Source organism: Micropruina sp. (assembly GCF_047606665.1).
Classification (GTDB): Bacteria; Actinomycetota; Actinomycetes; order Propionibacteriales; family Propionibacteriaceae; genus Micropruina.
In genome coordinates this window covers 61306-80168 of sequence record NZ_JASGEF010000047.1, presented here as the reverse complement: position 1 = coordinate 80168, position 18863 = coordinate 61306, and the positions used below count along the sequence as shown (strand labels likewise).

At 68.6% G+C, this 18863-nt stretch carries 22 protein-coding genes; 1 reads left to right on the top strand and 21 read right to left on the bottom strand.

Annotated features, from left to right (window positions below; translation table 11 throughout):
- Positions 1 to 822: an HAD hydrolase family protein gene (locus tag QM619_RS11515; RefSeq protein ID WP_415108478.1), complete on the top strand. Its 822-nt coding sequence runs from the start codon at positions 1 to 3 to the stop codon at positions 820 to 822.
- Between the two features lie 50 nt (positions 823 to 872).
- Here QM619_RS11515 and QM619_RS11510 read toward each other — a convergent pair whose 3' ends face one another.
- The 21 genes from QM619_RS11510 to ffh form a co-directional block, all read right to left on the bottom strand.
- Positions 873 to 1454 (bottom strand): aminotransferase class I/II-fold pyridoxal phosphate-dependent enzyme, encoded by a 582-nt coding sequence (locus QM619_RS11510; protein ID WP_415108567.1) that lies wholly within the window; start codon positions 1452 to 1454, stop codon positions 873 to 875.
- 17 nt (positions 1455 to 1471) lie between these two features.
- The gene (locus tag QM619_RS11505) at positions 1472 to 2038 is read right to left on the bottom strand and encodes an aminotransferase class I/II-fold pyridoxal phosphate-dependent enzyme (protein ID WP_415108475.1); all 567 of its coding nucleotides are present in this window, start codon (positions 2036 to 2038) and stop codon (positions 1472 to 1474) included.
- Between the two features lie 54 nt (positions 2039 to 2092).
- Positions 2093 to 2341, bottom strand: coding sequence for a DUF1272 domain-containing protein (locus tag QM619_RS11500; RefSeq protein ID WP_415108472.1), 249 nt, complete (start codon positions 2339 to 2341; stop codon positions 2093 to 2095).
- A gap of 215 nt (positions 2342 to 2556) precedes the next feature.
- Positions 2557 to 3678: a DNA-processing protein DprA gene (gene dprA / locus QM619_RS11495; protein ID WP_415108469.1), complete on the bottom strand. Its 1122-nt coding sequence runs from the start codon at positions 3676 to 3678 to the stop codon at positions 2557 to 2559.
- Positions 3671 to 5209, bottom strand: coding sequence for a YifB family Mg chelatase-like AAA ATPase (locus QM619_RS11490; protein ID WP_415108466.1), 1539 nt, complete (start codon positions 5207 to 5209; stop codon positions 3671 to 3673). The genes dprA and QM619_RS11490 overlap by 8 nt, the downstream gene beginning before the upstream one ends.
- Positions 5206 to 5571 (bottom strand): YraN family protein, encoded by a 366-nt coding sequence (locus tag QM619_RS11485; RefSeq protein ID WP_415108463.1) that lies wholly within the window; start codon positions 5569 to 5571, stop codon positions 5206 to 5208. Before QM619_RS11485 ends, QM619_RS11490 begins: the two co-directional genes overlap by 4 nt.
- An 86-nt stretch (positions 5572 to 5657) precedes the next feature.
- Positions 5658 to 5969 carry a DUF2469 domain-containing protein gene (locus QM619_RS11480; protein WP_415108460.1) on the bottom strand — a complete coding sequence of 104 codons (312 nt, stop codon included), beginning with the start codon at positions 5967 to 5969 and terminating at the stop codon, positions 5658 to 5660.
- Complete coding sequence (locus QM619_RS11475) at positions 5966 to 6697, bottom strand: ribonuclease HII (protein WP_415108457.1); 732 nt, start codon at positions 6695 to 6697, stop codon at positions 5966 to 5968. Before QM619_RS11475 ends, QM619_RS11480 begins: the two co-directional genes overlap by 4 nt.
- 7 nt (positions 6698 to 6704) lie before the next feature.
- Positions 6705 to 7466 carry a signal peptidase I gene (gene lepB / locus QM619_RS11470; RefSeq protein WP_415108454.1) on the bottom strand — a complete coding sequence of 254 codons (762 nt, stop codon included), beginning with the start codon at positions 7464 to 7466 and terminating at the stop codon, positions 6705 to 6707.
- 44 nt (positions 7467 to 7510) lie between these two features.
- Entirely contained in the window at positions 7511 to 7861 is a 351-nt protein-coding gene (gene rplS / locus QM619_RS11465; RefSeq protein ID WP_415108451.1) for a 50S ribosomal protein L19, read from the bottom strand.
- Between the two features lie 234 nt (positions 7862 to 8095).
- Positions 8096 to 8854 carry a succinate dehydrogenase/fumarate reductase iron-sulfur subunit gene (locus QM619_RS11460; protein WP_415108448.1) on the bottom strand — a complete coding sequence of 253 codons (759 nt, stop codon included), beginning with the start codon at positions 8852 to 8854 and terminating at the stop codon, positions 8096 to 8098.
- Positions 8851 to 10866 carry a fumarate reductase/succinate dehydrogenase flavoprotein subunit gene (locus QM619_RS11455; RefSeq protein WP_415108445.1) on the bottom strand — a complete coding sequence of 672 codons (2016 nt, stop codon included), beginning with the start codon at positions 10864 to 10866 and terminating at the stop codon, positions 8851 to 8853. The genes QM619_RS11460 and QM619_RS11455 overlap by 4 nt, the downstream gene beginning before the upstream one ends.
- Positions 10866 to 11579: a succinate dehydrogenase cytochrome b subunit gene (locus QM619_RS11450; RefSeq protein ID WP_415108442.1), complete on the bottom strand. Its 714-nt coding sequence runs from the start codon at positions 11577 to 11579 to the stop codon at positions 10866 to 10868. Before QM619_RS11450 ends, QM619_RS11455 begins: the two co-directional genes overlap by 1 nt.
- A 226-nt stretch (positions 11580 to 11805) precedes the next feature.
- Positions 11806 to 12507: a tRNA (guanosine(37)-N1)-methyltransferase TrmD gene (gene trmD, locus QM619_RS11445; RefSeq protein ID WP_415108439.1), complete on the bottom strand. Its 702-nt coding sequence runs from the start codon at positions 12505 to 12507 to the stop codon at positions 11806 to 11808.
- A complete protein-coding gene (gene rimM, locus QM619_RS11440; protein WP_415108436.1) occupies positions 12504 to 13106 on the bottom strand; it encodes a ribosome maturation factor RimM in 603 nt (200 codons plus the stop codon). The genes trmD and rimM overlap by 4 nt, the downstream gene beginning before the upstream one ends.
- A gap of 52 nt (positions 13107 to 13158) precedes the next feature.
- The gene (locus tag QM619_RS11435; protein WP_415108433.1) at positions 13159 to 13416 is read right to left on the bottom strand and encodes an RNA-binding protein; all 258 of its coding nucleotides are present in this window, start codon (positions 13414 to 13416) and stop codon (positions 13159 to 13161) included.
- A gap of 2 nt (positions 13417 to 13418) precedes the next feature.
- On the bottom strand, positions 13419 to 13838 hold the full coding sequence (gene rpsP, locus QM619_RS11430; RefSeq protein WP_415108430.1) for a 30S ribosomal protein S16: 420 nt from the start codon (positions 13836 to 13838) through the stop codon (positions 13419 to 13421).
- Positions 13839 to 14089: 251 nt separating this feature from the next.
- Entirely contained in the window at positions 14090 to 14617 is a 528-nt protein-coding gene (locus tag QM619_RS11425) for a flavin reductase family protein (protein WP_415108427.1), read from the bottom strand.
- 75 nt (positions 14618 to 14692) lie between these two features.
- Positions 14693 to 15805, bottom strand: coding sequence for a DNA glycosylase AlkZ-like family protein (locus tag QM619_RS11420; protein WP_415108424.1), 1113 nt, complete (start codon positions 15803 to 15805; stop codon positions 14693 to 14695).
- A 135-nt stretch (positions 15806 to 15940) separates the two neighbouring features.
- Positions 15941 to 17137, bottom strand: a complete 1197-nt coding sequence (locus QM619_RS11415) for an amidohydrolase family protein (RefSeq protein ID WP_415108421.1) — start codon at positions 17135 to 17137, stop codon at positions 15941 to 15943.
- Between the two features lie 94 nt (positions 17138 to 17231).
- On the bottom strand, positions 17232 to 18815 hold the full coding sequence (ffh, locus tag QM619_RS11410; RefSeq protein WP_415108418.1) for a signal recognition particle protein: 1584 nt from the start codon (positions 18813 to 18815) through the stop codon (positions 17232 to 17234).
- Positions 18816 to 18863: the final 48 nt, after the last annotated feature.

Genomic DNA, 18863 nt, shown 5'->3' with positions numbered 1-18863 from the left:
GTGGGCAAGATCGTGTTCATCGACTTCGACGGAACGCTGGCCGACCGGGGTGTGGTGCCGCCGCCGCATGCGGAGGTCATCCGCGAGGCCCGTAGCCGAGGACACCGCATCCTGCTCTGCACCGGCCGTCCGCGCTCACTGGTCAGCGACGAGGTCCGAGTGCTCTTCGACGGCATGGTCGGCGCCGCCGGCGCCTATCTGGAGGTGGACGGCGAGGTACTTCTCGATCGCCGTTTCCCGGCCGAGTTGGGCGACCGCGTCCGGGCACTCCTGGACGCCCACGACGCGGCCTACATTCTCGAGACCCCGGACGCCGTGCACGCGCGCCCGACGACGCCGGCGCGGATCGCGTCCCTGATGCACGTGGGGCAGGACGACGGTTCGCCGACCAGCACCACCGGTGGCGACATCGTCGACGCCCTTCGGGTGAGCGACGACCTGAGCACGGTGTCGTTCAGCAAGGTAGCCAACTTCGACGCGAACGCGCCGATGAGCGAGGTGGCGAACCAACTCCAGCCGGAGGTCGGCTTCGTGCCGAGCTCGATGGCGACGCTCGGCGATCGCGCCGGCGAGCTCTATCTGGCCGAGGTAAACAAGTCGGTCGGGATGATGATGGCCGTGGAGCACTTCGGCGCGGACCACGCAGACATCGTGGCCATCGGCGACGGCTACAACGATTTGGAGATGCTCACCGACGCAGCCACCGCGGTGGTGATCGAGGGATCGCCCGAACCGTTGCTGGCGCTGGCCGATCTGGTCGTGCCGCCGCCGGAGCAGGCCGGTCTGGTCGAGGCATTCGCCCGACTGGGCCTCACTGAATAGCGGACGCCGCGAGGTCTCGACAAGCTCGACCAACGAAATCGGCGACTCTGCTAGCCGGAGCGCAGGAAACCAAGCCGGCGGACGGCTTCGTCGAGCACCTCGTCGCGTTTGCAGTAGGCGAACCGGACCAGGTGACGGGCGCCGTCCGGATTGTCGTAGAACACCTGCATCGGCACGGCGACCACGCCGCAGAGGGCGGGCAGCTCCCGGCACAGCTGGTAGCCGTCGTCGAAGCCGAGGCTGCGGGCGTCCGCGACCACGAAGTAGGTGCCGGACGGCCGGAAAGTCGCGATGCCGGCGCTCGTCAGTCCGTCGATGAGCCGGTCCCGCTTGTCTTGCAGGGACGTCCGGAAATCGCGGAAGTAGCTGTTCGGCAGCTGCAGGGCTTCGGCGATCGCCGGCTGGAAGGGCGCCCCGTTCACGTAGGTGAGGAACTGCTTGGCGGCCCGGACGGCGGCGACCAGTTCGGCCGGCCCGGTGGCCCAGCCGATCTTCCAGCCAGTCGCGGAGAAGGTCTTTCCGGCCGATGACAAGGTAATGGTCCGGTCGGCCATCCCAGGCAAGGTGCTCAGCGGCAGATGCTCGGTTCCGTCGTAGGTGAGGTGCTCGTAGACCTCGTCGGTGACGACGATCAGGTCGTGGCGAACGGCTAACTCGCGATAAAGGTCAGGTCGCCACGGCTCAGTACGGCACCGGTCGGGTTGTGTGGCGAGTTGATCAGCAGCAGCCGGGTTCGTGGCCCGATCGCCGAGGCGAACGCCTCGCGGGGGAGCACGAAATCCGGTGGTTCGAGGCGGACCGGACGCCGGACGCCGCCTGCCAGCGCGATGGTTGCGGCGTAGGAGTCGTAGTAGGGCTCGAGCAGAACGACCTCGTCGCCGGGTTCGAGCAGACCGAGCATGGCGGCGGCGATTCCTTCGGTTGCCCCCGCGGTGACCAGCACCTGGGCGTCCGGGTCGAGTGGAAGGCCGTAGAACCGTCGCTGATGGGCTGCCACGGCGGCCCGCAGTTCCGGACTCCCCGGTCCAGGCGGGTATTGATTGACGCCATCGGCGATCGCCTGGCGGGCCCGATCGAGCATGCTCGCCGGTCCGTCGAAGTCGGGGAAGCCCTGACCGAGGTTGACCGACGAGGTGCGGGACGCCAACGCGGACATCTCGGCGAAGATCGTGGAGGTGAAACCGCTCAGTGCCCGGTTCATCGGTCCGCGACTCATGGCGGTCAGCATAGACGTCCCTCACGGCACTGCCGCGAGCGACGTGGCGTGTGCTCAGACGCTGGGCGCGAGCAGCTGCAGCATGTCGGAGTGCGGCTGGAACCGTGGCGTGTGCCGGGCCAGGTGACGTGGCTGGATCGGACGCAGTTCGAGGTTGCCGCCGCAGTTGGGGCAGTGTCCCGCCGGGAAGGTGGCCGCGCAATCGGCGCACCAGGTGCATTCGAAGGAGCAGATGTAGACCCGATGGTCGTCGACAGCAAGGTCGCGGCCGCAACGCTCGCACCTGCGGCGGTACTCCAACATGGCTTCTTGTCCTCTCACGCCGGCCGATATCAGACACCGGAAGGCGCGATCGCAAGCACTCCGCCCGCAGGCGACGCTGGGTCGCCTGCGGGCGGAAAGTAGCTGGAAGAACCGCTGGCCGAATCGCCCCACTCCCCCCGAACTAGTGCGATCCGGTCAACAGTACTTCTATGTCCCCCCGACATGGACAACTTTATAGATCGTTAGCTGCCACGTCAGTCACCCGTGCGAGTGACAGGCCGGGTCAGTTTCCAGCCGGCCGCGCCGTACTCGATGAGACCGCGTTCAGAGATACGGTCGAGGATCGCCAGGCAGTTGCCCAGCGCGAGGCCGGCGCGTAGCGACACCTCGCCGGCATCGATTTCGCCGCGCGCCGGAAACGCCTCGTAGACGGCCAGTTCGTCGGCGTTGAGCTCGTCGAGCAGACGGTGCTGATCGGGCCGGCCGGGTGGCTGCCGCCCGAGCGGGCCGACGAGTTCCAGGACGTCCGGGACGCCGGTGCACAGCACCGCCTCGGCATCGCGGATCAGCCGGTGCGGGGTGGTCGAGGTCGCACTGTGCACCGGACCGGGTACCGCCAGCACGACCCGTCCGCAGGCGCTCGCCCAGCTGACCGTGTTCCGCGCGCCGCTGCGCCAGGCGGCCTCGACGATGACCGTGGCCCGCGACAAGGCCGCGATCAGCCGGTTGCGCGCCAGGAACCGGGACCTGGTGGGATGCTCCCCCGGCGGCAGTTCGCTGACCAACAGGCCCTGCCCGGCCACTCGCTGCAGCAGCGCCGCATTGCCCGGCGGATACGGGCTGTCCAGGCCGCCGGCCATCACGGCGATGGTCGGCACCGAGGTGGCGAGCGCACCCTCGTGCGCGGCGGCGTCGATGCCATAGGCGCCGCCGCTGACGACCGCGATGCCGTGGCTGCCCAGGCCGGCCGCCAGATCGGACGCCACCGACCGGCCGTACGGCGTCGCGGCACGGGAGCCGACGATGGCGATGGCCCGTGCGGCCGCCTGGGCGAGGTCGGCGTCCCCTTTCAGCCAGAGCCCGAACGGGACGCCACCCATCTCTTGGACCGGTTCGCCGGTGGCCAGATCGTCGAGGGCCTCCGGCCACTCGTCGTCGCCGGGAATCACGAACCGCAGCCGGTTGCGGTCCGCCGCCCGGCGCACCACCGTCAGGTCGACCGCCTTGGCCCGCCGCTCCCAGCGGGAACGCGACGACGGTTTGCACAGGCTGGCGAACACCGCCGCGGGGCCGTATTCGGCCACCGCCGCCGTCACCGCGCGATTGCCCGGTTCGACCGCGCAGCACAGGGCCATCCGGGCGTCACGCTCATCCACTTCCCACCTCCGCCAGATCGCGCCCGTGACGCATCGCCAGGGCGGTGTGCAGATGTTCGCGTCGCGGCCGGTCGACGCCGGCCAGGTCGGCGACCGTCCAGGACAGCCGGATCACCTTGTCGACGCCGCGGGCCGAGAGGCGTCCGCGGGCCACCGCCTCGTCGAGCAGTTCGCTGCCCTGCGGCAGCGGCAGCCGGCGCCGCAACGCGGGGCCGGGCACCTCGCCGTTGGTCCGCCAGCCGTGCGGGGCGAGTCGATGCCGTTGCCGCTCGCGTGCCTCGGCCACCCGCGCGGCCACCGCCGCCGACGGCTCCCCCCTGCCGACGGCCGCCTTCAGATAGCTCTGCGACATCGGCCGCAGGTAGTGCCGGATGTCGATCCGGTCGAGGATCGGCCCCGAGATGCGGTCGCCGTAGCGCCGGATCGCCATCGGTGCACAGGTACAGTGCGCGCCGGGCGTGGCGGCGTTGCCGCACGGACAGGGATTCGCGGCGAGGACCAGTTGAAAGCTGGCCGGGTAGCTGGCCTGCGCCGCCGCCCGGCCCAGCACCACCCGGCCCGACTCCAACGGCACCCGAAGCGCCTCCAACACCCGCGGCGAAAATTCCGGAGCCTCGTCCAAGAACAGAATCCCGTTGTGAGCCCGGCTGATGCTGCCGGGTTGGGCGATCCGGGCGCCGCCACCGACGATGCTGGCCAGCGACGCCGTGTGGTGCGGATCGGCATAGGGCGGACGCCGGATCAGGCCGCCCTCCAGCGGCAGACCGGCCAGCGAATGGATCGCCGACACCTCCAGCGCCTCAGCGGTCTCCAGGTCGGGAAGGATGCCGGGCAGGCGTTCGGCCAGCAGCGTCTTGCCCACCCCCGGCGGCCCGTGCAGGTAGAGGTGATGGCGTCCGGCTGCCGCCACCTCGATCACCCACTTGGCCTCCAACTGACCCACCACATCGCTCAGGTCTTTGACGGGTGAGGTCTCGGCGGCGGCCGTCGGCGGCACCTCCGGCGGAGGCTTGGGTGGTTCGCCGAGCAGCACCGCCACCAGGTCGAGCAGGTCGTTCACGCCCCATAGGGTGAGCCCTTCGACCAGCTCTGCCTCGCGCAGTTGCGCGGCGGGCACGACGGCGGTGCTGAACCCGGCCGTGACCGCGGCGAGCAGCGCCGGCAGCAGCCCGCGCACCGGCCGGACGCGTCCGTCGAGGCCCAACTCGCCGAACAGCACCATGCGTTCCAGCACGGCCCGGTCGAACTTCTCGGCAGCCGCCTCGACCGCGGCCACGATCGCCAGATCGAAATGCGAACCCGCCTTCGGCAAGGTCGCCGGCGACAGGTTGACGGTCACCAGCTGCGCCGGCCAGCCCAGGCCCTGGGCATGCACGGCGGCCCGGCAACGTTCGCGTGCCTCGCCGAGTGCGGCGTCCGCCAATCCGACGATCACCATCCGCGGCAACCCGCCCCCGATGGCGGCCTCCACCTCGACGATCGTGCCCTCGACCCCGACCAGGGCGACCGAGAAGGCCCGTGCCGGGGTCATTCGCCGATTCCTTCCAGATGGGCGATGCGGGGACGTCCGTCGCGAGGCAGCAGGACGCCGATGGCGTCCAGCCGGTAGTGCGGCACCCACCTGCTCTGCTCGCCGAGCCAGGTCAGCGCCAGCCGGCGCAGCCGAGCCAGCTTCTCGGCGGTGATCGCCTCGAGCGGATCGCCGAACCCGGTGCCACTACGGCATTTGACCTCACAGAAGACCAGCACCGGATCGGGTTCCGCCGTGTGAGCGATGATGTCGACCTCGCCCAGCGAACATCGCCAGTTGCGTTCGATGATCGTCCAGCCCCGGCGCACCAGATGCTGAACGGCCGCCACCTCGCCCGCTCGCCCCACCGCTTGTCGTTCCATGCCCTCAGCATGGGCACCCGGATACGAAAGTGTTCAAAGTCGTCGGGCGGCTGTGGATAAACGGGCGCGAGGTCCGCTGGGGAACCTCAGAGGCTGTCCGGCACCTTCAACTCGCTGTGGGCGATCTCTTCGATGGAGACGTCGCGGAAGGTGAGCACCTTGGCGGACTTCACGAACCGGGCCGGACGGTACATGTCCCACACCCAGGCGTCGCCCATGGACACCTCGTAGTAGACGTCGCCAGCCTCGGTGCGCACCTTCAGATCAACGGCGTTGCACAGGTAGAAACGCCGCTCCGTCTCCACCGCGTAGGTGAAGATCCCGACCACGTCCTTGTACTCCCGGTACAACTGGAGTTCGAGTTCGCTCTCGTACTGTTCAAGATCTTCGGCGCTCATAGCGTGGCCACTCTATCTCTATTGCGGACGTCGCTCGGCAACCCCGGTGGGGGCGTCAGGGCCGATCCCGAACCGTGCGTGCGCGCCGCCACGGTCGCCGCTGCCCGACGGACGTTCTCGAACCGGAACCGATGGATCTCACAGGGCCCGTGGACGTCCAGGTGTTCTTGATGCAGAGGCGTGCAATAGCCCTTGTGAACGTCGAAACGGTAGTGCGGCCACTGCTCGTGCGCGGCTTTCATCAGCCGATCCCGGGTGACCTTGGCGATCACGGACGCCGCCGCCACACAGCCCGCCACGGCGTCCCCCTTCCACACCGCCAGCGACGGCACGCCCAATCCGTCGACGCCGAAGCCGTCGGTCAGCACGAAATGAGGGGCGACGCCGAGCCGCCAGACCGCCCGGCGCAACGCCTGGATGTTCGCCACATGCATGCCCAGCCGGTCGCATTCGCCGGGTTCGATCAGCACCGCCGACCAGGCCACGGCCTTGGCCATGATCTCGTCGTAGCAGCGCTCGCGTTGCGCCGGGCTGAGCAGTTTGGAGTCCCTCAAACCGGCCACCTGCGCGCCCGGCGTACTGCCCAGAATCGCCGCCGCCGCGACCAACGGACCGGCGCAGGCCCCACGTCCGGCCTCGTCGGCACCGGCGATCAGCCCGAAACCGGCCCGGCGGAGTGCCCGCTCGTAGCCGTACAGGCCCGCGTCCCGACGCAACACGAACGCCATGGCGATCTCAGCAGACCGGTGTCTGCCCGGCGATCACCGGCCGATCGGGTGCCGGCGAGGCCGGCTCCGGGACCTGGGCGAAGGTGTCCGGACGGGACAGTCCGCGCCATCGGTCGAAGGGGAACACCACCGCCACGGCCGATCCCACTACGTCCGCGATCGGCACGAACGCCGCCATGCCGCCGGTGCCCTCGGTGAGGTGGCAACGGGAATCCTGGGAATCGTTGCGATGGTCGCCCATCACCCAGATCCGGTCTTTCGGCACCACCACGTCGAACGACATCGCGGACGGCTCGACCGTCTCGCCATTGCTGGAGTACAGATAGCTGGTCTCGTCCAGCGGGTCGTCGTTCACCGTGATCCGGCCCTGCGAATCGCAGCACTTGACGTGATCGCCGGGCAGCCCGATCACCCGTTTGATCAGGTGGTTCGAACTCTCGTCGGGCGCCAGGCCGATGAAGATCAACGCCTTGCGAACGGGATCGGTCTCTTCCTCGGGGTCGGCGAGCCAGCCCTGGGTGTCGCGGAACACCACGACGTCGCCGCGTGACCAGCCGGCGACCTTCTGCACCATGACCCGGTCGCGGATCAGCAGTGTGTTCTCCATCGATCCGGACGGGATGACGAACATCTGGGCGATGAACAACCGCAGCAGCGTGGACGCGACCAGCGCGCCGATCACTACGATGGCGATCTCTTTGGCCCACATGCCGGCCACCCGGCCGGCCGAGGGCTTCTCGCTCTTCTCGCTCGGGGCTGACTCGCTCACCGCGCGGCTCCTGCCCCTGTGTTCGGCGTCCCCATCGGGCGGACTCAGCGGTCCCGCTTTTCCTTGATCTTGGCCGCCTTGCCGCGCAGACCGCGCAGGTAGTACAGCTTGGCCCGCCGGACGTCGCCACGGCGCTCGACCTCGATCTTGTCGATGATCGGGGAGTGCAGCGGGAACGTCCGCTCGACACCGGTGCCGAAGCTGACCTTGCGGACGGTGAACGACTCGCCGATACCGCTGCCGGTGCGGGAGATCACCGCGCCGGCGAAGACCTGGATCCGGGAGCGGTTGCCCTCGACCACCTTCACGTGCACCCGCACGGAGTCGCCGGGGCGAAACTCGGGGATGTCGGAGCGTAGGGAGGCCGCAGTGACCTCGGCAACGAGCTTGTTCATGTCGATTTCCTCGCCGGTGCCACAGGACACCTCGTGGTTTGATCAGGACCGGAGTGCGGACGCCTTCCCCCCTGTGGCAGGGGCGTTTCGGCACCGAGGATCAAGTCTGCCATACCCCCTCCCCAGCCCGAAATCGGACGAGATCCGTTGTCCGACCCCGGCCGCTCGCCTACCTGATGCTCGCCGAGTTCAGCGAGCCGTGACGAGTGGGACGAGCGCGGAGGCTGGGGGGACCTACTTGTCCTTCTTGAACAGGGCGTGCATCAGGTCGCGGTTCAGCTGGCTGATGGTGTCCAGCGGGATGCCCTTGGGGCAGACCGCCGCGCACTCGCCGATGTTGGTGCAGCCGCCGAAGCCCTCGGCGTCGTGCTGGGCCACCATGCCCTTGACCCGCGACCAGCGTTCCGGCTGGCCCTGCGGCAGCATCGCCAGGTGGGTGATCTTGGCCGAGGTGAACAGCATCGCCGAACCGTTCGGACAGGCCGCCACGCAGGCGCCGCAGCCGATGCAGGTGGCGGCGTCGAACGCGCGGTCGGCGTCCACCTTGGGCACCGGAAGGGCGTTGGCGTCCTGTGCGGCGCCGGTGTTGACCGAGATGTAGCCGCCGGCCTGGATGATCCGGTCGAAGGCGCTGCGGTCCACGACCAGGTCTTTGATCACCGGGAAGCCGCCGGCCCGCCACGGCTCGACGTCGATGGTGGCGCCATCCGCGAACGAGCGCATGTGCAGCTGGCAGGTAGTGGTCGGCACCGGGGACGAGCCCCGTCCGTGCGCCGAACCGTTGATCACCACGCCGCACATGCCGCAGATGCCTTCGCGGCAGTCGTGGTCGAAGGCGACCGGCTCGCCGCCCTCGATGGTGAGTTGCTCATTGAGCAGATCGAGCATCTCCAGGAACGACATGTCCGGGCTGACATCGGCCAGCTGGTAGGTCTGCATGGCCCCCTTGGCGTCGGCGTTCGCCTGCCGCCAGACCCGCAAAGTGATGTTCACTTGTAACTCCGTTGCTTCAGCTCGATGAACTCGTATTCCAGCGGTTCCTTGTGCAGCACGGGCACATCGCCGGTATATTCCCAGGCGCCGACGTAGAGGAACTCGTCGTCGTGCCGTAGCGCCTCGCCGTCCGGGGTCTGCGACTCGGCCCGGAAATGGCCACCGCAGGATTCGCGTCGATGCAGCGCGTCGATGCACATCAGTTCGCCGAGTTCGAGGAAGTCGGCGACCCGTCCGGCCCGTTCCAGGGTCTGGTTGAATTGCTCGTTCTGGCCGGTCACCTTGACGTCGCGCCAGAACTCGTCGCGCAGCTCGCGGATCAGCCCGATCGCCTTCTTCAGGCCCGCTTCGGTGCGTTCCATGCCGCAGTATTCCCACATGATCTGGCCGAGTTCCTTGTGGAACGAGTCGACCGTGCGGCTGCCTTGAATGGACAGCAGGGTGTCGATTCGTTCCTGGACGCTGCGCACCGCGGCCACCACGTCCGGGTGGTCGGGGCTCAGCTTCGGGAAGGGAGCGGCAGCCAGGTAGTCGTTGATCGTGTTCGGCAGCACGAAGTAGCCGTCGGCCAGCCCCTGCATCAGGGCGGACGCCCCGAGCCGGTTCGCGCCGTGGTCGGAGAAATTGCATTCGCCGGTGGCGTAAAGGCCGGTGATCGAGGTCATCAGGTCGTAGTCGACCCAGACGCCGCCCATCGTGTAGTGCACGGCCGGGTAGATCCGCATCGGCACCTCGTAGGGGTCCTCCGCGGTGATCTGGGCGTACATGTCGAACAGGTTGCCGTATTTGGCGGCGACGCCGTCGCGTCCGATTCGCTTGATCACCTCGGCGAAATCGAGGTAGACGCCGCGGCGGACCATCTTGGTTGAGCCGTCCGGCTGCTTCTCTGCGACCGCCGGGCCGACGCCGCGTCCGTCGTCGCACATGTTCTTGGCCTGCCGGGACGCGATATCGCGGGGCACCAGGTTGCCGAACGCCGGGTAGATCCGCTCCAGGTAGTAGTCGCGATCTTCCTCGGGAATCTGCCGCGGGTCCTTGTCGCAGTCCTCGGCGCGTTTCGGCACCCAGATGCGTCCGTCGTTGCGCAGCGACTCGCTCATCAGGGTCAGCTTGGACTGGGTCTCGCCGTGCACCGGAATGCAGGTCGGGTGAATCTGGGTGTAGCACGGGTTGGCGAAATAGGCGCCCTTGCGGTGCGCCCGCCAGCCGGCCGTGACATTGCATCCCATCGCATTGGTGGACAGGAAGAACACGTTGCCGTAGCCACCGGTGGCCAGCACCACGGCATCCGCGAGATGGGTTTCGATCTCACCGGTCACCATGTCGCGAGCGACGATGCCCCGAGCCCGGCCGTCCACCACGATCAGCTCGAGCATCTCGTGCCGGGTGTGCATCTTGACCGTGCCAGCTGCCACCTGACGCTCCAGCGCTTGGTAGGCGCCGATCAACAACTGCTGCCCGGTCTGGCCGCGGGCGTAGAAGGTGCGCTGCACCTGGACGCCACCGAACGAACGGTTGTCGAGCAGACCCCCGTACTCGCGGGCGAACGGGACGCCCTGGGCGACGCACTGGTCGATGATCCGGGCACTCACCTCGGCCAGCCGGTAGACGTTGGTCTCGCGGGAGCGGTAGTCGCCGCCCTTGACCGTGTCGTAGAACAGCCGGTAGGTGGAGTCGTTGTCGTTGCGATAGTTCTTGGCGGCGTTGATGCCGCCCTGCGCGGCGATCGAATGGGCCCGGCGCGGGCTGTCCTGGTAACAGAAGTTGAGCACGTTGTAGCCGGCCTCACCCAGGGAGGCCGCCGCGGCGCCGCCGGCTAAACCGGTGCCGACGATGATCACCGTCAGCTTGCGCCGGTTGGCGGGGTTGACCAGCTTCGCCTCGAACTGCCGCTTCGCCCACTTGCCCTCGATCGGACCGGCCGGCGCCTTCGCGTCTCGGACCTCGGCACCGACCTGCCAGTACTGGTCGCCGACGGACGTCTCGTCGCGCTCAATCGTCTGGGTTGCCATCACTTCACCGCTCCGAACAGCACCGCCAGTGGTGCCACCATGAATCCGACATACAACAGAATGGCGACCGCGTAGGCAACGATGTTGAACCATGTGCGGGCCTTCGCCGAGGTGTTTGCGCCGAGCGTCGCGAACGCGCTCCAGAAGCCGTGCCGGATGTGCATGCAGACCGTCACCATCCACAGCGCGTAGGCCAGCACCAGCCACCAGTACTGGAACGAGGCCACGAACATGTCGTACGCCCCGGCGTCCGCGGCGAAGCCGGTCTTGATCGTGCGGGAGGTGAACTGGAGGATGTGGAAGACCAGGAAGCCGGCCAGGATCACGCCGCCCCAGCGCATGGTGCGGGCCGAGTAGGTCTGTTGGATCGGCTTGGAGTTGACGTACTTGGTGCCGCGGGCGCGACGGGCGCGCAGGGTCAGAGTGGCCGCCGACCAGATGTGCAGCACGATCGCCGCCAGCAGGAACGTCCGGAAGATCCAGATGAACCAACCCTTCGGCGCCAGCGGGTAGAGGATGTCCCCCTTGAGCCACTCGGCGTAGTGATCGAAGGATTCGGCACCGAAGAAGACCTTCAGGTTGCCGTACATGTGCATCAGCAGGAACCCGATCATGATCAGACCGGTGATCGCCATCAGGACCTTTATGGCCACCGAGGAGCGGACCGCCTGAGCGCGTGGGGAAAGAGTTGTCGTCGCCACGAGAGTCACCATATTCCCCTTGCGACGGCCATGTTGGACGCCACCGGAAAGTCGCCCCGGTTGAGACGAAGGGTCTCGTGAGTCGGTCGGGTGCCGACCGGCGTCCAGGTTGCAGGGCAGGGGCGCGGCACGGCCGGCGAGCAGCAGGGCGAGACCACAGGCGAAGGCGATCGGGGGCGTTACGGGGAAGCAATCACCGGACCAGTGAACGCCACCCGCCGAGGATCTCCCACGCCGCTCAGAGCAGGTCCGGACGCCATTCGCGAGTCCGCTCCACGGCCTGCGCCCGGCGCCACTTCGCCACTTCACCGTGATGGCCGGACAGCAGCACCTCCGGCACGCTCAGCCCGCGCCAGGTCTCCGGCTTGGTGTAGGTCGGGTACTCCAGCAGGTTGTCGTGGCCGGGCGCGTGCGATTCCTCGATCAGGGACGCCGGATTGCCCAGCACCCCGGGCAGCAGCCGGACGACGGCCTCGACGATCGCCAGCGCGGCGACCTCTCCCCCGTTCAGCACGTAGTCGCCGAGGCTGACCTCGGCGGTTCGCATCCGGGTGGCAGCATGTTCGACGACCCGAGCGTCGATGCCCTCGTAGCGTCCGCAGGCGAAGACCAGCCGCTTCTCCGCGGCCCACTCGTGCGCGATCTGCTGGGTGAACGGCGTCCCGGACGGCGTGGGCACGATCAGCACCGGCTCATCGGATTGGTGATCCGGCAGGGCGAGCAGCTCGTCCAGTGCTTCGCCCCACGGCTCGGGCTTCATCACCATGCCGGCACCGCCGCCGTACGGGGTGTCGTCGACGGTGCGGTGCCGGTCGTGGGTCCAGCGGCGCAGATCGTGGACGGCGACGTCCACCGTGCCGGCGCGGATCGCCTTGCCGACCAGGGACAGCTGCAACGGTGCAAAGTATTCGGGGAAGATCGTGACGATATCGAGCCTCATCGGACCTCCTCCGCCTCGGACTCGCCGGCGACTTCAGGTTCGCCGAACAAACCCGGCAGGTCGACCACCTCGACGAAACCCGCCGCCAGGTCGACCGTCGGCACCAGCTCGGTGACGAACGGCACCAGATGCTCGCCCGTGGCGGAACGGACCACCAGCAGATCCTGGCCGGGGTTGTGCACGATCGAGGCGATCCGGCCGCGGACGACAGTGCCGGTGCGGACCTCCAGACCGGTCAGTGCGGCATCGTGGAAGTCGCCCTCGTCGTCCTCGCCCGCCTCGACCTGTGCCCACAGTTCGGTGCCACGCAGCGTCTCGGCACGCGACCGGTCGGTATATCCGCGGAAAGCGACCAGCAGCATGTCGCCTTGCCAGCGGCTGGTGGCCACCTCGAGCCCGCGGCCTGCGGGCTGCCCGGCGTGCAGCACGACGCCGGGCGCGAACCGCTCCTCGGGGAAGTCGCTGAGCAGCCGGATGGTCACCTCGCCGCGCAGCCCGTGGGCGCGTCCGACGGTGCCGACCACCACCTCGACGGTGGACGCCATCATTCCTCCCGAAAGCCGGAGAGCCTGCCGAAACGGGGTGTTGCGCAGACTCATAGACGCCCCTGAGCAGGCTCAGGGGCGTCGGTATGGTTGTAGTCGCCGATGATCAGCGGCGACGCTGGCGTTGCCGCCGGTCGACGTCGACGAAGTCGACCCGGACCGTCTCGCGGCCGGCCAGAGCGCTGACCACGGTGCGCAGGGCACCGGCGGTGCGGCCCTGGCGTCCGATCACCTTGCCGATGTCCTCGGGATGAACCCGGACCTCGAGGGTGCGCGGATGACGCCGGTCGGAATCGGAGACGCGCACCTCATCGGGGTTCGCGACAAGGCCGCGCACCAGATGCTCCAGGGCGTCGGCGAGCACGATCAGGCCTCGTCGGCGTCAGCGGCGTCCGACTCGGCGGCCCGCTTCTTGCCGGTGCTGATCGCCCCGGCGGCCGGCGCGTCGTCGGCCTCGGCCAGCGCGGCGTTGAACCGGGCGACCTTGTCGGCCTTCTCGGCCTGCGGGGCGATGCCCGACTCCGAGGAGTCGCCGGTGAACTTCTGCCAGTCACCACTGCGCTTGAAGATGGTGACGACGGCCTCGGTCGGCTGGGCGCCGACGCCGAGCCAGTACTGCGCCCGTTCGGAGTTGACCTTGATCACCGAAGGGTCGTTCTTCGGCTGGTAGAGGCCGATCTCCTCGATCGCACGGCCGTCGCGCTTGGTGCGCGAGTCCATGACGACGATGCGGTAGTGCGGCGAGCGGATCTTGCCGAGCCGCTTCAAACGAATCTTGACAGCCACGTGTGTGGTTTCTCCTGTGGGAAAGCCTGGACAACGTCTGCCAGGCTGGACGGGTGAGGCCGACGCTCATTGTGGGGAATGAACGCGAGTCTCGGGTGGACCGACCGAACCGGAGGTGAGAGGGCACCGGCGCGGACGACGCGCCCCATATTGTGCCAGATCGCTCACCGAAACCGCGAACCGCGACGCCGGCGTCCGCACCTTGTCGGGTGAAGCCGGCGCTCCCGGTTCGGAGCCGCTCTCTGCCGATCTCAGCCGCCGACGCCGGCGAGGCTGTCGGCCACCAACTGGACGCCGTCGCGTGCGGTGTCGCCGTCGACCACCAGCGCGGTCAGGCGTCCGATCACCAGGTGCCCGTTGCCGAAGTTCAGCACGGTCTGCAGCCCGCATTCCAGGTGCACCGACGAATCGGACGGCCGTTGCACGCCCACGGTGTCGGCGGTCTCCAACGGCAGTCCCGCGGTGAACTCGTCGATGTCGGGGTGCAGGCCGCCGGCGATCAAGGTCGCCCGCCGCACGCTCTCCGCGGTGGCCAGGGACACCACGAATTCGTTGCTGCGCTCGATGTTGGCCAGGGTCTGCTGCTCGCCGAACAGGCTGACCCCGACCATCGGCGGATCGACCGAGACCAGAGTGACGAAACTCTGCGCGGCGACGCACGGTTCGCCGTCCGGTGACGTGGTCGTCACCCAGGAGAGCGGACGCCGGACGAGCTCGGTGAGGGCCGCGCGGACCGTGCCGTCGGCAATATCGCGGTCGGTGAAGATGTCCTTGGTCACAAGGTCATTCTCCCGGCGCACCGCCGGCCGCCGCAGCCGGTTCGCGCGATTCGCGCCGGAACGAGACGCCCGGTCTCACCGTTCGGCTGCCGCCTCGGATTCGTCGATCTCCAGGCCGAGCCACTCGGCCAGGGCACCGATCTCGGCTCGGACCGCTTCGGCGGTCTCGGACGTCCAGTCGCCGTCGGCATGGACGCGGAATACCCGCAAGACCCCGGCCCGCCGGTCCGCTTTGGCGTCCAGCTTTCCGATCAGCGCATCGCCCTGCAGGATCGGCAGGGCGAAATAGCCCCATCGGCGTTTGGCGGCCGGCTTGTACATCTCGAGGGCGTACTCGAAGCCGAACAGGGCCATCGCTCTGGCCCGATCGAAGACCAGGCGGTCGAAGGGCGACAGCAGCGCCGTCCGGCCTTCGAAGGGGCGGGCCAGGTCGTCCAGGCCGACCGGATCGACTCGCCAGAGGCCCGCCACCCCGTCCACCACCGCGGGTTCGCCGGCGGCGCCGACGTCCATCCGCTCCAACGGCACCGCGGTCTGCTTCGCGCGCGCGATGCCCAGGGATTGCAGCCGCCGCTCGTCGCGTCGCGCGTCCACCTCGGCGTCGGGCACCTCGGGCAGATCGGCCGGGTACCAGCGCTCGGCCAGATCCCAGCGGCGCTCGCGCCCGGTACGGCCGACGATCGCCACCTCTCCCAACCGCACCAGCAGCTCCAGCAGGATGGTGACGTTTCGATCGTTGGTCCAGCCGGTCGAACCCCAGGGCTGCTGGGCGGTGTCCGGAATCTCGCCGGTCCGCAGCGGGCCCCGCTCTCGCAAGAGGGCAAGCACGTCGCCGCGGAAGCGGTCGTTGGCGGCCAGCCAGTCGGCCGGCTTCTGGTAACGCAACGGACGCCGCATCAGCGCCCGGTACAGCGGCAGGTCGGCGATCGCCCGGTACATGCCGTCGTATTCGAACACGGTCCGGTCGGTCTCGACGGACTCCTGCAACTGCGCGTGCTCGTAGCCGCCACCCAGCCTCGACCACAGAATGTGGTCTTCGCTAGGGGCGATGGCCTCGGTGGGGTCGATATTGAGCACCGTGAGCTCATCGACGACCTCGGCGACCAGGGCGGGACGGTCGGCGTCGAGCAGCTGAGCCCGGACGGCGATGCGGCGGGCGTCCTGCCGGCTCAGCCGATGCGGTTCCATGTCCGGACAGTAGTCCCGGACGGCGCGTGACATGCCCACCCGGCCGTCCCGCATTGAGATCCCGTGTCGAGCACGGGATGACGGGGCTCGCACCCCCGCGTCCCGACCCTCGTCATCCCGGCGAACGCCGGGATCTCAGGCCGCCGCAGACCCACCCACCACGCGTCCGTTGAGGATGATCAGCACCGGCTCGCGCACCACGGAGATCGTCACCCGCGGATCCTCGGCGAACACCACGATGTCGGCGGGTGCGCCCTCCTCGATACCAGGGTGACCGAGCCAACGGCGCGCGTTCCAGGACGCCGCACCGAGGGCGAAGTCGTTGCCGCCGACCTGAGCCAGCAGCTCGATCTCGGACGCGATCAGCCCGTGCCCGTGGACGCCGCCGGCGTCGGTGCCGGCATAGACGCCGACGCCGGCGTCCACCGCCTTGCCGATGGTCTCGAACCGCCGGGCGTGCAGCGCCCGGATATGGGCGGCGTAGCGGGGGAATTTGGCCTCGCCGGCGGCGGCAAATTTCGGGAAGTTCTCCAGGTTCACCATGGTGGGCACCAGCGAGACCTGACGTTCGGCCATGGCGGCAATGGTCTCGTCGTCGAGGCCGGTGCCGTGCTCGATGCCGTCGATTCCGGCGTCCACCAGTTCGGCGACCGAGCGTTCGTCGAAGCAGTGCGCGGTGACTCGCGCCCCATGCGCGTGGGCGGCCTCGATCGCCTCTTTCGCGACCTCCTTGGGCCACAACGGGGTCAGATCGCCGGCGTCCCGGTCGATCCAGTCGCCGACGATCTTGACCCAGCCGTCACCGCGTTCGGCCTGGGTGACCACCTCGTCGACGAGCTCGTCGGGTTCCACCTCTTCGGCGAAATTGCGGGAGTAGCGCTTCGGCCGGGCGATGTGCCGTCCGGCCCGGATGATCTTCGGCAGGTCCTCACGGTCCTGCAAGAACCGGGTGTCCAGCGGCGAACCGGCGTCGCGCAGCAGCAGCGCACCCGCCTCACGATCGATGATCGCATGCTCCTCCGCGCGCTCCTCACTGACCGCCCCGTGTGATTCCAGACCGACATGGCAGTGGGCGTCCACCAGGCCCGGCATGATCCAGCCCTCGGTGGCGATGGTGATGGCGTCCGCCAGCGGTTCGAAGCCGATCACCCCGTCGTGCAGCCACAGATCGCGCTCCTCCCCGTCGGGCAGGACGACGCCCCGCAGATGCAGCCGCTGCGGTGGTCCGACCGGAACCTCGCTGCGGACGTGGGTATGGGTGTGCCCGTCGTGGGTGTGGGTCAGCGAGGTGAGCGGCCCCAAACCGGGAGGCATGTCATGGCTGTGGGTCATGATCCGATCCTGTCACTGCGGTCGCGTCGCCGGTTGAAGTTCACCAGACGGCGCCGCAGGGTCTCGACAAGCTCGACCACCGCGTGGGTGAGGGTCAGCGGGGGCCCTGGTTCTTCTGGTTGAACATCTTCTGCAGATCGGGGGGCAGCTGGAAGTCGCCGAGCGCCTTCGCCAGATCGGCGTCCGACGGCTTGGCGCCCAGCCCGAAGGCGTCCGCCGGGTTCCACTCGGGCTGCTGCTGCGCGGCGGGCACGGCGGCCGGACCGGCCGCCCGCTTGGCCGGATTGCCGGAGACGCCCTTGCCGCGCTTCGGCCGGGCCGCCTGACGCTGCGGCTGGCGGCGTCCGCCGGGCAGACCGGGCATGCCGCCCATCTGGCCACCCAGCTGCTGCATCATCTTGCGGGCGTCGAAGAACCGGTTGACCAGGCTGTTCACGTCGGTGACCGTGGTTCCGGAACCCTTCGCGATCCGGGTGCGGCGAGAGCCGTCCAGGATTTTCGGGTTGGCCCGCTCGGCCGGGGTCATCGACTTGATGATCGCCTCGAGACGGTCGATCTCGCGCTCGTCGATGTTGTTGATCTGGTCCTTCATGGCGCCCATGCCGGGCATCATCCCGAGGATCTTGGACAGCGGACCCATCCGCCGCACGGCCTGCATCTGCTGCAGGAAGTCGTCCAGGCCGAACTCGCCGCGTCCGCCCAGCAGCTTCTCGGCCGCCTTCTGGGTCTGCTCGGCGTCGAAGGTCTTCTCGGCCTGCTCGATCAGGGTGAGCACATCGCCCATGCCGAGGATGCGGGACGCCATCCGGTCGGGGTGGAAGGCGTCGAAGTCCTTCAAGCCCTCGCCGTTGGAGGCGAACATGATCGGCTTGCCGATCACCTTGGCGATCGACAGCGCGGCACCACCGCGGGCGTCGCCGTCCAGCTTGGTCAGCACCACGCCGTCGAAGCCGACGCCCTCGGCGAACGCGTTGGCAGTGTTCACCGCGTCCTGGCCGATCATCGCGTCGACCACGAACAGCACTTCGGTCGGGTTCACCGCGCTGCGAATATCGGACGCCTGCTGCATCAGCTCGGCGTCGATGCCCAACCGGCCGGCGGTGTCGACGATCACCACGTCGTAGAGCTTGCTCATCGCGTGCAGGATCGACGTCCGGGCCACCTGCACCGGGTCGCCGACGCCGTTGCCCGGCTCGGGCGCGAAGACGTGGACGCCGGCGCGCTCGCCGACCACCTGCAGCTGGTTGACCGCGTTCGGACGCTGCAGGTCCGCCGCCACCAGCAGCGGCGAATGTCCCTGCCCCTTGAGCCACAGGCCGAGCTTGCCGGCGAGCGTGGTCTTACCGGAGCCCTGCAGACCGGCCAGCATGATCACCGTCGGCGGACGCTTGGCGAACCGCAGCGGACGGGTCTCGCCGCCGAGGATCGCGATCAGTTCCTCGTTGACCAACTTGATGATCTGCTGACTCGGGTTGAGCGCCTTGTGAATCTCGGCACCGAGGGCGCGCGACTTCAGGTTGGCGATGAACTCCTTGACCACGCCCAGGTTGACGTCGGCCTCGAGCAGCGCCAGCCGGATCTCGCGCGCGGTCGCGTCGATGTCGGCCTCGGACAGCCGGCTCTTGCCGCGCAGGTTCTTGAAGACCTCGGAGAGGCGGTCTTGCAGGGTGTCGAACAACGGGCTTCCTCACGCAGTCGGGTATCCCGGACATCGTACCGGTAGCCC

What these genes read in the sequence shown, in the direction of transcription:
- QM619_RS11415 (WP_415108421.1), bottom strand. Translation starts at nt 17,137, where the DNA reads ATGACCCACAGCCATGACATGCCTCCCGGTTTGGGGCCGCTCACCTCG.
- QM619_RS11450 (WP_415108442.1), bottom strand. Translation starts at nt 11,579, where the DNA reads ATGGTGACTCTCGTGGCGACGACAACTCTTTCCCCACGCGCTCAGGCG.
- rimM (WP_415108436.1), bottom strand. Translation starts at nt 13,106, where the DNA reads ATGAGTCTGCGCAACACCCCGTTTCGGCAGGCTCTCCGGCTTTCGGGA.
- QM619_RS11475 (WP_415108457.1), bottom strand. Translation starts at nt 6,697, where the DNA reads ATGGCGTTCGTGTTGCGTCGGGACGCGGGCCTGTACGGCTACGAGCGG.
- QM619_RS11485 (WP_415108463.1), bottom strand. Translation starts at nt 5,571, where the DNA reads ATGGAACGACAAGCGGTGGGGCGAGCGGGCGAGGTGGCGGCCGTTCAG.
- QM619_RS11420 (WP_415108424.1), bottom strand. Translation starts at nt 15,805, where the DNA reads ATGGAACCGCATCGGCTGAGCCGGCAGGACGCCCGCCGCATCGCCGTC.
- QM619_RS11455 (WP_415108445.1), bottom strand. Translation starts at nt 10,866, where the DNA reads ATGGCAACCCAGACGATTGAGCGCGACGAGACGTCCGTCGGCGACCAG.
- trmD (WP_415108439.1), bottom strand. Translation starts at nt 12,507, where the DNA reads ATGAGGCTCGATATCGTCACGATCTTCCCCGAATACTTTGCACCGTTG.
- QM619_RS11505 (WP_415108475.1), bottom strand. Translation starts at nt 2,038, where the DNA reads ATGAGTCGCGGACCGATGAACCGGGCACTGAGCGGTTTCACCTCCACG.
- QM619_RS11480 (WP_415108460.1), bottom strand. Translation starts at nt 5,969, where the DNA reads ATGAGCGCCGAAGATCTTGAACAGTACGAGAGCGAACTCGAACTCCAG.
- rplS (WP_415108451.1), bottom strand. Translation starts at nt 7,861, where the DNA reads ATGAACAAGCTCGTTGCCGAGGTCACTGCGGCCTCCCTACGCTCCGAC.
- QM619_RS11490 (WP_415108466.1), bottom strand. Translation starts at nt 5,209, where the DNA reads ATGACCCCGGCACGGGCCTTCTCGGTCGCCCTGGTCGGGGTCGAGGGC.
- QM619_RS11500 (WP_415108472.1), bottom strand. Translation starts at nt 2,341, where the DNA reads ATGTTGGAGTACCGCCGCAGGTGCGAGCGTTGCGGCCGCGACCTTGCT.